The sequence below is a fragment of the Caballeronia sp. LZ043 genome (assembly GCF_031451075.1).
In the GTDB taxonomy this organism is placed as follows: Bacteria; Pseudomonadota; Gammaproteobacteria; order Burkholderiales; family Burkholderiaceae; genus Caballeronia.
The window spans coordinates 2,197,928-2,212,240 of record NZ_JARUXT010000001.1 but is presented as its reverse complement, the minus strand read 5'-3'; the positions used below and the strand labels follow the sequence as shown (position 1 = coordinate 2,212,240).

General features: G+C 64.1%; 15 protein-coding genes. 8 read left to right on the top strand and 7 right to left on the bottom strand.

Features of this window, described 5'->3' with window-relative positions; all coding sequences use genetic code 11:
- Positions 1-25: 25 nt before the first annotated feature.
- On the bottom strand, positions 26-805 hold the full coding sequence (locus tag QCE64_RS10020; RefSeq protein WP_309918163.1) for a DUF72 domain-containing protein: 780 nt from the start codon (positions 803-805) through the stop codon (positions 26-28).
- 54 nt (positions 806-859) lie between these two features.
- Positions 860-1,735: a hydroxymethylpyrimidine/phosphomethylpyrimidine kinase gene (locus tag QCE64_RS10015; RefSeq protein ID WP_309931635.1), complete on the bottom strand. Its 876-nt coding sequence runs from the start codon at positions 1,733-1,735 to the stop codon at positions 860-862.
- Between the two features lie 308 nt (positions 1,736-2,043).
- On the opposite strand from QCE64_RS10015, the gene QCE64_RS10010 reads away from it, so the two are divergent.
- Both QCE64_RS10010 and QCE64_RS10005 read left to right on the top strand, forming a co-directional pair.
- Positions 2,044-2,235, top strand: a complete 192-nt coding sequence (locus QCE64_RS10010) for a rubredoxin (protein WP_310003656.1) — start codon at positions 2,044-2,046, stop codon at positions 2,233-2,235.
- 288 nt (positions 2,236-2,523) lie between these two features.
- Entirely contained in the window at positions 2,524-3,939 is a 1,416-nt protein-coding gene (locus QCE64_RS10005; protein WP_310003654.1) for a hypothetical protein, read from the top strand.
- Here the strand turns inward: QCE64_RS10005 and QCE64_RS10000 are convergent.
- On the bottom strand, positions 3,936-5,432 hold the full coding sequence (locus QCE64_RS10000) for a deoxyribodipyrimidine photo-lyase (protein ID WP_310003653.1): 1,497 nt from the start codon (positions 5,430-5,432) through the stop codon (positions 3,936-3,938). The genes QCE64_RS10005 and QCE64_RS10000 overlap by 4 nt on opposite strands.
- Positions 5,433-5,462: 30 nt before the next feature.
- On the opposite strand from QCE64_RS10000, the gene QCE64_RS09995 reads away from it, so the two are divergent.
- From QCE64_RS09995 to QCE64_RS09970, 6 genes are read left to right on the top strand one after another with little or no spacing between them, the layout of a single operon-like run.
- On the top strand, positions 5,463-6,041 hold the full coding sequence (locus QCE64_RS09995) for a YqgE/AlgH family protein (protein ID WP_309809555.1): 579 nt from the start codon (positions 5,463-5,465) through the stop codon (positions 6,039-6,041).
- Complete coding sequence (gene ruvX / locus QCE64_RS09990; RefSeq protein WP_310003651.1) at positions 6,038-6,484, top strand: Holliday junction resolvase RuvX; 447 nt, start codon at positions 6,038-6,040, stop codon at positions 6,482-6,484. Before QCE64_RS09995 ends, ruvX begins: the two co-directional genes overlap by 4 nt.
- Positions 6,471-6,986 carry a bifunctional pyr operon transcriptional regulator/uracil phosphoribosyltransferase PyrR gene (gene pyrR / locus QCE64_RS09985; RefSeq protein WP_309930800.1) on the top strand — a complete coding sequence of 172 codons (516 nt, stop codon included), beginning with the start codon at positions 6,471-6,473 and terminating at the stop codon, positions 6,984-6,986. The genes ruvX and pyrR overlap by 14 nt, the downstream gene beginning before the upstream one ends.
- 43 nt (positions 6,987-7,029) lie before the next feature.
- Positions 7,030-8,055: an aspartate carbamoyltransferase catalytic subunit gene (locus QCE64_RS09980; RefSeq protein WP_309902624.1), complete on the top strand. Its 1,026-nt coding sequence runs from the start codon at positions 7,030-7,032 to the stop codon at positions 8,053-8,055.
- 9 nt (positions 8,056-8,064) lie between these two features.
- Positions 8,065-9,342, top strand: a complete 1,278-nt coding sequence (locus QCE64_RS09975; RefSeq protein ID WP_309918146.1) for a dihydroorotase — start codon at positions 8,065-8,067, stop codon at positions 9,340-9,342.
- A gap of 2 nt (positions 9,343-9,344) precedes the next feature.
- A complete protein-coding gene (locus QCE64_RS09970; RefSeq protein WP_310003649.1) occupies positions 9,345-10,151 on the top strand; it encodes a lysophospholipid acyltransferase family protein in 807 nt (268 codons plus the stop codon).
- On the opposite strand, the gene QCE64_RS09965 is transcribed toward QCE64_RS09970, so the two are convergent.
- From QCE64_RS09965 to QCE64_RS09950, 4 genes are all read right to left on the bottom strand, one after another.
- Positions 10,120-10,974 (bottom strand): symmetrical bis(5'-nucleosyl)-tetraphosphatase, encoded by an 855-nt coding sequence (locus QCE64_RS09965; protein WP_310003647.1) that lies wholly within the window; start codon positions 10,972-10,974, stop codon positions 10,120-10,122. The genes QCE64_RS09970 and QCE64_RS09965 overlap by 32 nt on opposite strands.
- Positions 10,975-11,158: 184 nt before the next feature.
- Positions 11,159-12,187 (bottom strand): RES family NAD+ phosphorylase, encoded by a 1,029-nt coding sequence (locus tag QCE64_RS09960; RefSeq protein WP_310003645.1) that lies wholly within the window; start codon positions 12,185-12,187, stop codon positions 11,159-11,161.
- 5 nt (positions 12,188-12,192) lie between these two features.
- Positions 12,193-13,128 carry a sce7725 family protein gene (locus QCE64_RS09955; RefSeq protein ID WP_310003643.1) on the bottom strand — a complete coding sequence of 312 codons (936 nt, stop codon included), beginning with the start codon at positions 13,126-13,128 and terminating at the stop codon, positions 12,193-12,195.
- A 7-nt stretch (positions 13,129-13,135) separates the two neighbouring features.
- A complete protein-coding gene (locus QCE64_RS09950; protein WP_310003641.1) occupies positions 13,136-14,026 on the bottom strand; it encodes a sce7726 family protein in 891 nt (296 codons plus the stop codon).
- Positions 14,027-14,313 lie beyond the last annotated feature (287 nt).

Below are 14,313 nucleotides of genomic sequence, written 5' to 3'. Positions count from 1 at the left end.
GTGAACCTCCATCGCGTCGAACGCTTCAGACCTTGTGATGAATCCGCAAGCGCTCCATCAGATGCAGCGCGTTGGGCTGGGCATGGCCTTCGGCCGTGTTGTCGAAGACGCACCAGACCTCGGCCGTCTTTTTGGCGCGGGTGTGCAGCGTGCGCGCCAGATCGTCGAGATAGGTGTAGTTGTAGGAACTCTTGTAGAGCTCCGGCGAACCGTGCAGCCGCACATACACCAGTCCGCCATCCGCCCGGTGCCGGATTTCGCAGTCGTCGGGAATCGGGTCGGCGTCGACATAGGCGATGTGATGCGCCTTCAGCAGCGCGGCCGCGTGCGTCGTGAACCAGCCGTGCTCGCGCGCTTCGCAGGCAATCGGCAGATCCGTGCGCGCACGCAGCGTCTTGAAGAAAGGCTCGGCGATGTCGTGATCGAAGGGCAGGCTGGGCGGCAGTTGCACGAGCCAGCAACCCAGCCGGTCGCCCAGTTTGCCGGCGGCGTGCAGGAATTCGTCGAGCAGCGCTTCGCTGTCGACCAGTCGCGCTTCGTGCGTGATGGCCTTCGGCAGCTTGACCGAAAAGCGAAACGAGTCGGGGACGCTCTCCGCCCAGTGCGCGTAGGTTTCCGGCCGATGCGGCTTGTAGAAACTCGTGTTGATTTCGACGCAAGTCAGCGTGTGCGCGTAGCGCTCGAGATGCGAGCCTTCGCCGGGGAAGCTGGCTGCGACAGCGCTCGACAGACCCCAGCCCGCGCAGCCGATGCGGATCGCGCCTTGTGGGCCGGGCTTGTGCAGATGGGGCAGTCGGTACGGCATGCGTTCGCGAAGCCTCCCTCTTGGGGTTCACTGCAAGTGGTTCACTGCAAGAACTCAGTGCCGCGCTTCTCCCGGCAGACCGGTGGAATCGTCGGACAGCGAGGACGCCTCGCCTTCCTCGTCCGCGTCATTCGAGCGCGCCCAGAAAAAGCGGTCAGGCAGATAGGCGCCCATGCCCGGTCGAAACGCGGCGCGCGCCGCCTGGAACACATATTCCTGAGCCTCGCGCGCGGCTTCCGCAGGCTCCTGGCCGTTCGCCAGCAAGGCGGCGATGGCCGAACCCATGGTATCCGTCAGACCGACGACGCGATGCACCGCCCGGTCCCATATGTCCTGACGCACTTGTCCCTCTTCGCTGTACAACGTGATCACGTGCCGGTGCGTACCCGCTTCCAGGGCCAGCACGTACTCGCAGCCCTGCGACAGCAGGTGTGAAATCGCCGTGTCCAGCGTGGGCGATTCCGCGTCGCTGTCCGGTTGCGCGAGCTGCAGCAGCGTGGCGTGATCGGCAATCAGCATGGTGGTCTGCGGCACGAGCAGATCGGCCAGCGACTCGCGCAACTCATCCGCGGCGAGGACGTGCTCGTCGTCGAGGGTGAAGTCGGGGGCGAGGATCAGCGGGACGTCATCGTAGTCGGAGACCACTTCGGCGATCGCCGACACGACTTCGGCCCGGGTCGCCGCGCCGATCTTGAACGCGGCCACCGGCATGTCCTCCAGCAACATGCGCGCCTGGGTTGCCACGGTATCGGGATCGAGGCCGGTCACTTCGTCGCAGGACGCGGAGTCGCGCACCGCGTAACCAGTCAGCACCGTGACGCCGTGACAGCCCATGCTCGCGAGCGTCAGCAGGTCGGCCTGCAGGCCGGAGCCGCCGGTGGGATCCGAGAGGCCGAAGGTGAGTACGATCGGTGGGGAGTCGCCGGTCATGGCAAAAGCGGACATTGTGGTATTGGATTGCTTGGATGGACATGGCGGCTCGGAGCGGGTCCGCCCGCGCGTGTTCAACTGTTCGCGCGAAGGAATGCCCGCTCGGACACGCACCGATTATGCGGCCTAATGCCGTCCGACTGTTCTCTTTGCGCACTTTTTTCCGACGCGCTAGCCTCCGCATGGGAGCGGCACCGGAGCGACAAGATTACAACCCGCCTTGCGGGCGGGACGCTTGCTAGGCATCACTACAGCAACACGGTACCATCTTGTCCTAATTTCAACCGACCAATCGACCTGGCGTCAGTATGGAACAGAGCGAATCTCAACACGAACCGCGCAGCTGGATGTGCCTGATCTGTGGCTGGATCTATGACGAAGCGGCGGGCCTGCCCGAAGAGGGCATCCCGCCGGGAACCCGCTGGGATGACGTCCCGATCAACTGGACCTGTCCCGAATGCGGAGCCCGCAAGGAAGACTTCGAGATGGTGCAGATCTGACTGACATGTTTTGACGCGCCGCATGACCTCCGTCATGCGGCGCGCGTTTTTTGGCGAGACGCCGGCCGAGGTGGAGCACATCGCCGCCGGGCGCAGGGCATGCGGACCTTCCCGATCAGGCGTTGCGCCTTGGCAGCACGTATGCAGCATGCACGCAGCATGTGCGCGCAACGGCCGGCCCTCCCGCGACGCCGGCTTCGCATCGACCGAAGACGCAGTGACGCAGTTCAACCGCGTGCGGCGGCCCATCGAGCCACACGCCCGCGCAACGGCTTGTGAGCGCCCGACATGACATCACGTCCCGATCTGCACGTTCCGTTCGAAGCCTTGCCCAATCCGCGCGGCGGATCGGTGCGGCTCGCCGAGATGGCCCTCACCGATGCCCAGCACGCCTTCCAGCGCCAGGGCGAAACCGGCGCGGCGCTGAAACGGGCGATCGCCGCGCTGCATTCGGCCGGCTGGCTGCCGGCGCAGCGCTTTGCGGAGGCACTGGCGCTGGTCGCGCCGCTGGGCGATGAATCCGACGCCAACCGTGCGCGCATCGCGGATGCGATCGCCATCTTCGGCGCCGCCGTGGAACGTCACAATCTGCGCGAGCTGGCCTGCTCGACAGCACTCTTCGATCACTATCGCGGGCTGCATGCGCTGCTGGCGGCGCACACGCGGGTGGCGCCCGTTTCGTACGACGACCTGGCGCTTGCCGGCCGCGCGATCGCTCCGGCGACGCTGCGCGGCTTCGCGCCCGAGCGGCTCGCGCGCGTGCGGGCGCATTACGAGGAAGCGCTGCTCAGGCTGCTGCGCGGACCGGCCGACGAATCCGCCGCTGCCTACGCTCGCCTGGATGCGTGCCTGGCCGATCTGCGCGGCCCGGATCCTTACGATTTCTGGCGGCTGGCGTCGTCGTGTGTCACGTCGTTGCGCGCGCGGGCCGCGCGTGCCGAACCTGACGACAGCGCCCGGCAGAACGCTCATGACGCCGATGCGAGACGTCTGTACGCGCGCTTCAACCTCGTGCTGGCCGATCAGGCGCACGCGCTGACCTACGCCCCGCGCTCGCTGGTGCGCGCGACCCTCGCACTGCTGTGGCGCGATTTCGCGCTGTACGGCGCGGCGCCGGAGGAGGCGGAGCACGTCGACGTGCTGCGCGACTACGGCCTGACGGTCGCGTGGCACGTGGCGTCTACGCCGGCGTCGGAGGCGGCGTGGGAAGAGGGCGCGGCGCAGGCCGGGGAACTTGCCCGCGACGCCGCCACGCGCGATCTCGGCGTGCTGCGCGTGAACGCGTTCGCCTACGAGGATTTTCTGCAGAGCGCGGAGACGGCCATCGAGGCGCTGGTCGAGCGGGGTGCGCAGGCGAGCGAAACCGGCACGGTGGATGAGGCGGCGGCGCTGTCGGCGGCGAATGCTTCGCATCGGCTGGGCGCGGCGGCGTGCGCGCTGGGGCTGGGCCATGTCGCGTTGCTCGCCGATACGCTCGGTCTCGCGTGGCGGCGCGTCGCGTATCACGGCGAGGCCCGCGGCGCAGCGCCTGCAGCAGCCGAAGGCGCGACCCGCGGTCTCGACGCCACCGTGCCCGAACGCGCCGCGCACATGCTGCGCTCGATGCTGCATCAGGCGGCGGCGGGGATTGCGCCGTCGGAAGGGCGTGGCTCGATCGTCGCGCTTACCGGGATGATCGAAAAACCGATGCCCGCTACGCGTTAATCGTCATCGCTGGACCGGGGCTCGTCTGGCCGCTTGCCCGGCCTGCGCACCGCGTCATAGCGCGCGAGCGTGCGTTTGCGCGCTGCTTCGTGATCCACCACCGGTTGCGGATAGTCCGCGCCGAGCGCGATCTTCGCGGCCTTGAGCGCGTCCGGTTTCGCGCGCCACGGCGCGTGGATGTCGCGATCCGACAGCCCCGCGATCTCCGGCACGTAATGGCGGATGAACTTGCCCGCCGAGTCGAACTTCTGTGACTGCGTGACCGGATTGAAGATGCGGAAATACGGCTGCGCATCGCAGCCGCTCGACGCGGCCCACTGCCATCCGCCGTTGTTGTTCGACAGCTCGAAATCGTTCAGCAGCGCTTCGAAATAGGCTTCGCCACGCCGCCAGTCGATGCCGAGATCCTTGGTCAGGAAGCTCGCCACCACCATGCGCAGACGGTTGTGCATATAGCCCGATGTGTTGATCTGCCGCATGGCCGCATCGACGAGCGGATAGCCTGTCTGGCCGGCGCACCACGCGGCGAAGTCGGCCTCTGCGGCGTCGCCGGTTTCCCATTCGATCCGGTCGTACTCCGGCTTGAACGCACGATGATCCCCCGGCACGCCAACATGCGGGAAATGGTGCAGCACGGAGAAGTAGAACTCACGCCAGATCAGCTCGCCGAGCCAGGTCTCGGCGCCCTTGTCGCCGTGCCGCTGCGCATCGTGCGCGCTGCGGGCAAGCGCGCGAGCGGACACGGTGCCGTGCCGCAAATGCACGCTGAGATAGCTCGGGCCCTTCTGCGCGGGAAAGTCGCGCGTGCGGCCGTAGTCGGTCATGCGCTCGCGGAAGTCGTCGAAGAGTTCATACGCGCCGCTCGTGCCGGCGGGAAACGCCGGACCGTTTGCCTCCGCGAAACCGAGTTGCGCGAGCGACGGCATCGCGTGCTTCACATCGGAAGGCGGCTTCGCCAGCGCCTGCAGATGGTCCTCCGACGCATACGGTTTCAGCGCATCAGGCGTGAGCGTCGCGAGCCATTTGCGCTTGTACGGCGTGAACACGGTGTAGGGCTTGTTCGCGCCGGTCAGCACGTCGTCGTGATCGAAGACGGCCTGATCCTTGAAGGTGAAGAACGCGATGTCGTCGCTGGCGAGCCGCTTCGCCACCGCTTCGTCGCGCGCTTTCGCGGACGGCTCGTAGTCGCGGTTGGCGAAGACCGCATTCACGCCGCATGCGCGCGCCAGCGCGGGAATCTCGTGCAGCGGCGCGCCATGCCGCACGATCAGCGCGCCGCCCGCATCGTGCAAGGTGCGATTGAGTTCGACGCAACTGGCATGAATGAACGGCACGCGGCGGTCCTGCCGGGCCAGCGGCGCGAGGATTTCGCGATCGAAAACGAACGCGCACAGCACGCGGCGGCAGCGTGTAAGCGCGTGATAGAGTGCAGCATTGTCTGCCGCGCGCAGGTCCCGCCGAAACCAGACCAATCCCACATCGAAGTCGGCCATCTCGCAGCGCCTTTGTTAAAATCCTGAATTATGTCCAAGACTTCCGATCGCATCAATTTGACGAATCAGTTCCTGATCGCCATGCCGAGCATGGCCGATCCGACGTTCTCAGGAACCGTGGTCTATCTTTGCGATCACACCGAGAAGGGCGCGCTGGGTCTCGTCATCAACCGGCCGACCGACATCGATCTGCAGTCCCTCTTCAACCGCATCGATCTCAAGCTCGAGATCGAGCCGCTGGTTCACTTGCCCGTGTACTTCGGCGGTCCCGTGCAGACCGAGCGCGGCTTCGTGCTGCACGAAGCCGGCGACGGCGAGCCGTATAGCTCATCCATGAGCGTGCCCGGCGGCCTGGCCATGACCACGTCGAAGGACGTGCTCGAAGCCGTCGCAAGCGGCACGGGTCCCGAACGTTTCCTGCTCACGTTGGGTCATGCAGGCTGGGGCGCGGGCCAGCTCGAGGAAGAAATCTCGAAGAACGGCTGGCTCACCGTGGAAGCCGATCCGCGCATCATCTTCGACGTCCCTGCCGAAGACCGTCTCGAAGCCGCGCTCTCGCTGCTCGGCGTGTCGCGCTCGATGTTGTCCGGCGAAGCAGGGCACGCATGAGCCGCGAAGCCACGCTGCTGGCATTCGACTACGGCGAAAAACGGATCGGTGTCGCCGTCGGCAATACGCTCACCCGTCAGGCACGCGCACTTCTCACGCTGGAAAACCGCAACTCGGACTATCGCTTCCTCGAAGTCGGCAAGCTGCTGGATGAATGGAAGCCGAACGCCGTGGTGGTCGGCATGCCGATGCATCCCGACGGCACGCCGCACAAGATGAGCGCGCTGGCCAAGCGCTTCGGCAATCAGGTGAACGGGCGTTTCAACGTGCCCGTGCAATGGGTGGACGAACGTTATTCCTCCGTCGATGCCAAAGCCGACCTGCGCGAACGCGGCGTGCACACCAATGCGCGCGGCCGCTTCGACGAAATCGATGCCGAAGCCGCCCGCGTCATCCTTCAACAATATCTTGACGAACTAGCCGACGATCATGAGTTCCATTGACGCCGAAGCGCTGTATCGCGCGCTCGTCGAGCAGATTCGCAGCGCTTACGGTCCCTCGCTCGACGCACCCGACGGCGCCGTGCTCGCCGGCATCTACAGCGGCGGCGTGTGGCTGGCCGAACGGCTCGCGCAGGACCTCGGTGCGCCGCATTTCGGCGTGGTGAACGTGGCGCTGCATCGCGACGATTACGCGAAAAAGGGCCTGCACAGCCAGGCGCGCCCGACTGAACTGCCGTTCGACGTGAATGGCCGCCGCATCATCCTGATCGACGACGTGCTGTCCACCGGCCGCACCGTGCGCGCGGCGATCAACGAGCTGTACGACTACGGCCGGCCCGCGTCGATCGACCTCGCGGTGCTCGCGGATCGCGGCGGACGCGAGATGCCGATCGCGGCGCGCTTCACCGGCGGCATGGTCGACGTGCCGGCGGGCGACACCCTCGTGCTGGCGCGCAACGAATCCAACGCGTTCACTTTCACGACGGAACCGCGCGCGCAGTGACGCGCGGCTTCGAGCTTTCTCCAGAGAAACACCCGGGATCATCATGAATACGGCAACCCAGGGCGCGGACAGCGCGGCGAATCCCCCGGCCGAACCCTTCCGCTACGGCTTCCTCAAGGGCAATCCGCAGCTCACGAAGAACGGCGAACTCAAGCATCTGCTGACCATCGAGGGCTTGCCGCGTTCGATCGTCACGCACATCCTCGACACCGCCGAGCAGTTCGTGAGCGTGACCGACCGCGAAGTGAAGAAGGTGCCGCTGCTGCGCGGCAAGTCGGTGTTCAACCTGTTCTTCGAGAACTCCACACGCACGCGCACCACGTTCGAGATCGCGGCCAAGCGCTTGTCGGCGGACGTGCTGAACCTCAACATCAACGCGTCGTCGACGAGCAAGGGCGAATCGCTGCTCGACACGATCAACAATCTCTCGGCGATGCATGCCGACATGTTCGTCGTGCGTCACGCATCGAGCGGCGCGCCGTATCTGATCGCCGAGCATTGCGCGCCGCACGTGCACGTCATCAACGCAGGCGACGGCCGTCACGCGCACCCCACGCAGGGTCTGCTCGACATGTACACGATCCGCCACTACAAGCGCGACTTCACGAAGCTGCGCGTGGCGATCGTCGGCGACATCCTGCATTCGCGCGTCGCGCGTTCGGACATTCATGCGCTGACCACGCTCGGCGTGCCCGAAGTGCGCGCCATCGGTCCGCGCACGCTGTTGCCGGGCAACCTCGAGCAGATGGGCGTGCACGTCTATCACAATCTCGACGAAGGCCTGAAGGGCGTCGACGTCATCATCATGCTGCGCCTGCAGAACGAGCGCATGAGCGGCGCGCTGCTGCCGTCGGCGCAGGAGTACTTCAAGAGCTGGGGTCTCACGCCCGAGCGTCTCGCGCTCGCCGCGCCCGATGCCATCGTGATGCATCCGGGACCGATGAACCGCGGCGTCGAGATCGACTCGCAGGTGGCCGATGGCCCGCAGTCGGTGATCCTCAACCAGGTGACCTTCGGTATCGCCGTGCGCATGGCGGTCATGGGCATCGTGGCCGGCAACAGTGACTAAGAACGCGACATGAAGATCCAGATTCAAGGCGGCACGATCATCGATCCGGCCGCGGGCACCGAAACACGCCAGGACGTGTTCATTGCGGCGGGCAGGATCGTCGGCGTGGGCGCGGCGCCCGCCGACTTCACGGCGGCGAAGGTGATCGACGCCAATGGGCTGTACGTGGCGCCGGGCTTCGTCGATTTGTCGGCGCGGCTGCGCGAACCGGGCTTCGAACACAAGGCGACGCTCGAATCGGAAATGGCCGCGGCCATGGCGGGCGGCGTGACGAGTCTCGTGTGTCCGCCCGACACCGACCCGACGCTCGACGAACCCGGTCTCGTCGAGATGCTCAAGTTCCGCGCGCAGAAGCTGCATCAGGCGCATGTGTATCCGCTCGGCGCGCTGACGGTGGGACTGAAGGGCGAGACCATCACCGAGATGGTCGAGCTGACCGAAGCGGGCTGCATCGGCTTCTCGCAGGCCGATAACCCGATCGTCGATACGCGCACACTGCAACGCGCGCTGCAATACGCGACCACCTACGGCTATACCGTGTGGCTGCGTCCGCAGGATGCGTACATGTCGAAGGGCGGCGTCGCGGCGAGCGGCCCGGTGGCGTCGCGGCTCGGGCTGTCCGGCGTGCCGGTGTCGGCGGAGACCATCGCGCTGCACACGCTGTTCGAACTGATGCGCGTGACGGGCGCGCGCGTGCACCTGTCGCATCTGTCGTCGGCGGCGGGCATCGCGCTGGTGCGCGCGGCGAAGGCCGAAGGGCTCGCCGTCTCCGCCGACGTGACCATCAATCACGTGCATCTGGTGGACGTGGACATCGGCTATTTCGATTCGCAGTTCCGCCTCGATCCGCCGCTGCGCTCGCAGCGCGACCGCGAGGCGATTCGCGCGGGTCTGGTGGACGGCACCATCGACGCGATCTGTTCCGATCACACGCCGCTCGACGAAGACGAAAAGCTGTTGCCGTTTGCCGAAGCGACACCGGGCGCGACGGGCCTCGAACTGCTGCTGTCGCTGACGGTGAAGTGGGCGCGCGAGGCGGACGTGCCGCTGGCGAAGGCGCTTTCGCGCATCACGTCGGCGCCGGCGGATGCGCTGAAGCTGCCGGCGGGACGCATCGTGACGGGCGCGCTCGCCGATGTCTGCGTGTTCGATGCGAACGCCGACTGGCGCGTCGATCCGCGCAAGCTCAGGAGCCAGGGCCGCAATACGCCGTTCCTGGGCTACGAACTGCCGGCGCGCGTGCGTGCGACGGTGGTGGGCGGCCATCTCGCCTACGAGAGCCGCTGAACATGAGACTGACGCTGCGCAAACTGCGGCTGCTCGTCCACTTGCTGGTGGGCATGGGGATCGTCGCAACGCGGTTTCCGCGTGCTTCCGCGAGCGAGCGCAGCGCGATGAACCGCGTCTGGTCGATCGAGATGCTGCGGCTCGCGGGCATGAAGCTCGTCGTGCACAACGACGAAGCACGGCTCGATGCCGGCGTGCTGGTGGTCGGCAATCACGTGTCGTGGATCGATATTTATGTGATCAACGCGTGGCGTCCGACGCCGTTCGTGTCGAAGGCGGAGATCCGCAAGTGGCCGGTGGTCGGCTGGCTCGCGCAGCAACTGGACACGGTGTTCGTGCAGCGCGAGAAGCGCAGCGACGCGAAGCGCATCATGCACGAACTCGCGCAACGGCTGATGGCGGGCGAGAAGATGTGCGTGTTTCCCGAAGGCACCACGAGCGATGGCCGCACGCTGCTGCCGTTCCATGCGAATTTGTTCCAGGCGGCCGTGTCGGCGTCGGTGCCGGTGCAGCCGATCTGCCTGAGGTACGAGGATGCGCAGGGCCGGCAATCGGTGGCGCCTGCGTATATCGGCGACATGTCGCTCAACGATTCGCTCAATGCGCTGTTGCGCGCGGGCGAGATCACCGCGCATCTCTATGTGTGCAATCCGCTTGCGCCGGGCGCGGACCGGCGGCTGCTCGCGAGCGAGGCGCAGGCTGCGGTGAGCGCGGCGCTCGATCAGATGCGCGGCGCGCCGGCTGTCGTCAGCGAGCCGCTGTTGGTCGAGCCGGTCGTCACTTCTTTATCGAACAACTCACCTGCGTGACGACGCGCTGCGCCGGATCGGCCGTGAGCCGCACCGCCGACAGCTTGTTGCCCCACACGCAGCCCGAGTCCAGGCACAGCACGTTGTCGCGGATCATCAGACCGAGCGCAGCCCAGTGGCCGAACACCACCGTCACGTCCTGCGTGCGGCGTCCGGGCACGTCGAACCACGGCAGATAGCCGGGCGGCGCGGCATCCGGGCCGCCGTTGTTGGCGAACTCCATCGCGCCTTCGGGCGTGCAGAAGCGGATGCGCGTCAGCGCGTTGTAGATCACGCGCAGGCGGTCGAGGCCCGTGAGCGTGTCATCCCAGCGATGCGGCTCATTCCCGTACAGGCCCGCCAGCGTCTCCTTCCAGTCCGGTGCGCGCAAGGCGGTTTCGAGTTCATGCGCGAGCGTCATGGTCAGCGCGGCGTCCCATTGCGGCAGCACGCCCGCGTGCACCATCAGCATGCCGTGCTCGAAGTGCGCGACGGGTTTGTGCCGCACCCATTCGATGAGGTCGGGCGCATCGGGGGCGGCGAGGATCTCGTCGAGCGTGTCGCCTTTCTTCGGCTTGCGCAGACCCGCCGCGACCGACAGCAGGTTCAGGTCGTGATTGCCGAGCACGACCGTGGCGCGCGAGCCGAGCGCGATCACTTCGCGCAAGGTCTGCAAGGACTGCGGCCCGCGATTGATCAGGTCGCCCGCGAACCAGAGCGGCACGTCGTCGGCGACGGCCGCCTTTTTGAGCAGGCGCTCGAAGGGCTCGCAGCAGCCTTGCAGGTCGCCGAAGACGAGAGGAGCGAGAGCGGTGTCGAGGCTGGAGGTCAGGGCGTCGGTCATTGAAGAAGAAGCGGGGAAGGGACGGATCGGGTCATTATGGAGCAGCTTGGGTGTGCTGTCCGGCGCTGTCTTGCGGCGCGGGCACACGATCCGCTGATAAAGCCCAGCTTCTGGCGTCCCGAGTGTTCCTTTACGGTTATGCCGATCGCTGCTTGTCAATGCGCTGACCGGTCGCGCCTGTGCGTTAGTTCTGAGCGACGGCTACTTCGACTGAGACCTTGGATACGTTGTAGAGCACGACTTTCCCGCCGACCGCCTTCGCCGGATTGAACAACGCAAGGTTAATGCCTTCGCTGACCGAGCTTCGATACACCACACCGTCGAAGCTGCTCTTCTTGATGAATTCACACAGATATTGGCTCGGGATGTAGTCGATGGCCGCTCCTGCCGGCTGAACGGGTCGAGTCAATTCCTCGCCCAAGCGTTCGAGGAACGGCAAATCAGCACGTAACTGGCCGATCTCGCTTGCATCGGTCAGGATGAACGGTGAAACCAGCTTGCGCGGATTACGCAAGTCCACCGCCTTGATCTCGGGAATCGTGAAATCAGCCACGCACGCAACCTCGCCGGTATGCGGCCTGATCTCCGCAGCGGCCGTTTCGGGATGCGAGCCCAGATAGAGATACGGAATGCCCGCTGGATTGGCTCTGCCATGTGACGAGCGTCGCTTCGGCGGTGCCCCCATCTTGTCAATCGGGAAGAGCTCATCGTCGGTACGCATTCGGGCGCGATACCATTGGCGAGGCAACTTCGGTGCGATCAGCATATGAAGTAGTTGATGGAGACGGTCCAAGTCGATGGCAATATCCAGAAACCAGCGATTCGCATACATCATCTCGTCGCGCAGCTTATCCCACTGGGCGAGGCCTTCACTCTTATAGCTTTCCGAAGGAGTAAAACCGCGCCGAACGATCTCGCCATCATCAAGAATTTCACTGAGAAGTTCTTTCGCATGTGCAAGGTCCATGCGCTGATGGCTAAAGAGATTCCAATCGTCCTTCATCCATTCGACCAGCGATTTCCCGTCTTTAGCTGGTTCGTAGACGTTCACAAGCAGCTCGAAATAGTTGGCGAGCTTAGTCGGCTCGAGGAGCTGAGTATCAGCAGTGCCGCAAAAATCACATGTCCCGTGACCAGCTTGGAGAAAAGGGAAGATCGTGTCGCGCAAAGCGTGATCGCCGAAGCATTCTGGACAGCAGAAACGGCTTGCCATAGGACTCAGTCAAGATAGTCTGCAAGCGTCTCGATATGATGTTTCATCGAGAGTTTCTTCACGTAGCCAAGTCCCGGAAAGTGGCCCTTGGCATGGAGTTCACGAAACTCCTTGACCGCATCGGTCTCGAGAATGTGGGAGGTTCCACTGTCCAGTTTTGCAATCAACTTTGCCAGCGCTTGAGCGAACTTGCCGGCGGGGTCAGTCGGCGTATCCTTCGTGTCCGAGACGAAGTGATAGATGTACATGACATCGTCCTTGTCAGGATCGATGAAAGTAAGGTGGATGGCAACCGCATAGGCTGGACCTCCGCCCTCGCTGTAGACGTCACCGACGATCAGAAAATCGCCAAAGCCCGCCATGCCGAGATCGTCACAGGTAACGTGGAGGTCGGAGAACTCCTCCATCTCTGGATAGTCGGCATTGCGCAGTCGCTTGAAGCCGTCGCGCACCAGGATGCGTGTGCTGCGGTCAAAATGTTTCCGGTACAGCAGCTTCGCATGATCCTCGACGAACACGTTCGTCAGGCCGGACATGTCATGCTCCAACTCAGTTGCCAGCGCCTTGGGTGCGTTAAAGCCGGCATGGACGAGTACTGGATGATGCGCGGCATGAAGACGATAGCAGGCCATGACTTCTTCGACGGTCATGTCGCTACGCAGCAGTATGCCGGCTGCGATATTGGCGGAGCCGATAAAACCCTCTTGCAGCAGGCCGGAGATGCTCGTTCCGTCTTCCTGATGATCGCCGTGATACGGATTCACAATCACGATCGCGTGGCCACCGCCTGAACAGACTGCGGCCAGAGTCTTCTTGAGGCCGCCGAGCGCCTCGCGCACAGGTTCGATCACCGGCACGAAATTCTTCCTGGCAAGAAGTGGCGCCATTTCGCGAATCGTGATCAGCTCGAATTGCTTTCCGCGGAAATAAGGGTAATACATACGCGAATCAACTCCACGCCATTGCCGCGTGCAGCGGGGTGGTAACCGCGTCAACCAGGCGCGGATGATCCGCGCGGCGCACCGATACGGAAAGCGCGGCCGCTTGCAAGGACTCCGGCAGACGGTCGACAAGTTCGCCGAGTGATGCGAGATCGCGCGTTCGTTTGAGTGTCTGCACCATTTCGTTGTGAAGCGCGACCGGGTCGAGCTTGCTGAAAAGATGCTGCAGAGCGGCATGCCGCTGTGTATTGGGAACCTGCGGCACAGGCACTCCCATCGCCTCGAGTATTGCAGTGGCTTCCGTTATACGCAGCGAGTTGAATACAGTTACGGGGCAGATACGCGCCGGGCAATCGACTGCTTCGCGAACTGTCGTGATCCGGTATCTCCTGGAAAGGCACATTACGCCTACGTCGTCCGGGACAGTCGCCAGAACACCTTCAATGTGGTTTTCACTCGCGATGACGTTGACTTTGGCAAAAACGCGCTTGTAGTTCTCGACCTGACTGGCGAGTCGGGCGAGTGAATCACGCTCCGACTTGATTTCATAGACGGTCGCGGTCCCGTTCAGGATGACAAGATCTGCCTTGCAACTGCCGGCACGAAACTCATTGAGCATCGAAGCTGTGCGGAGCGAGTGCGTGCCCATCAACACTTTGTGGCTGATAGCTGCACGATAGACATACTCGTCACGGTGCCCGGCGACTTTCAGGATTTCGAATGCGGAATCGAAGACTTCACCGACAGTCGCTTGCGGGTTGGCGTGTTCGACCAAACCGGTCTGGTCGAGCAGCCGGCGGAACGAGCCTGATTGGCCCTTCTTCGCCAGTTCACGGAAAACGGTGGCGGAGAACAGCCGAGTCAAAGCGAACAATTGCATTGTGCTGTAAATCTTCATTACTCCACGGAAACCGAACACCACCTTGTGCACGCGTCAGCGCGGTTTGCTCCGACACGCATTCCGAGCTTAACCGCATGGAAGCTTGGATTGAGGCGTGTGCAGCGATTGATTCTAGCAGCGCTGCTTGTGCTGTTGGCCGTGCCGTTTGCAGCCGATATTCTGAATTACGCCGTACAAACAGCGCCGCTGATGATCGGGGGAGAAAGGCCGAGTGCACAACTCCGACTGCGCCCATGTTTCCCATTCCACTCCAGGTCGTACTGTTACGCGATGTCCTTGTTCCG

Coding starts and splice junctions, on each gene's coding strand:
- QCE64_RS10015 (WP_309931635.1), bottom strand. CDS start 1,735: ATGACCGGCGACTCCCCACCGATCGTACTCACCTTCGGCCTCTCGGAT.
- ruvX (WP_310003651.1), top strand. CDS start 6,038: ATGAGCCGCGAAGCCACGCTGCTGGCATTCGACTACGGCGAAAAACGG.
- QCE64_RS10010 (WP_310003656.1), top strand. CDS start 2,044: ATGGAACAGAGCGAATCTCAACACGAACCGCGCAGCTGGATGTGCCTG.
- QCE64_RS09995 (WP_309809555.1), top strand. CDS start 5,463: ATGTCCAAGACTTCCGATCGCATCAATTTGACGAATCAGTTCCTGATC.
- QCE64_RS09955 (WP_310003643.1), bottom strand. CDS start 13,128: ATGTATTACCCTTATTTCCGCGGAAAGCAATTCGAGCTGATCACGATT.
- QCE64_RS10000 (WP_310003653.1), bottom strand. CDS start 5,432: ATGGCCGACTTCGATGTGGGATTGGTCTGGTTTCGGCGGGACCTGCGC.
- QCE64_RS09975 (WP_309918146.1), top strand. CDS start 8,065: ATGAAGATCCAGATTCAAGGCGGCACGATCATCGATCCGGCCGCGGGC.
- QCE64_RS10020 (WP_309918163.1), bottom strand. CDS start 805: ATGCCGTACCGACTGCCCCATCTGCACAAGCCCGGCCCACAAGGCGCG.
- pyrR (WP_309930800.1), top strand. CDS start 6,471: ATGAGTTCCATTGACGCCGAAGCGCTGTATCGCGCGCTCGTCGAGCAG.
- QCE64_RS09960 (WP_310003645.1), bottom strand. CDS start 12,187: ATGGCAAGCCGTTTCTGCTGTCCAGAATGCTTCGGCGATCACGCTTTG.
- QCE64_RS09970 (WP_310003649.1), top strand. CDS start 9,345: ATGAGACTGACGCTGCGCAAACTGCGGCTGCTCGTCCACTTGCTGGTG.
- QCE64_RS10005 (WP_310003654.1), top strand. CDS start 2,524: ATGACATCACGTCCCGATCTGCACGTTCCGTTCGAAGCCTTGCCCAAT.
- QCE64_RS09980 (WP_309902624.1), top strand. CDS start 7,030: ATGAATACGGCAACCCAGGGCGCGGACAGCGCGGCGAATCCCCCGGCC.
- QCE64_RS09965 (WP_310003647.1), bottom strand. CDS start 10,974: ATGACCGACGCCCTGACCTCCAGCCTCGACACCGCTCTCGCTCCTCTC.
- QCE64_RS09950 (WP_310003641.1), bottom strand. CDS start 14,026: ATGAAGATTTACAGCACAATGCAATTGTTCGCTTTGACTCGGCTGTTC.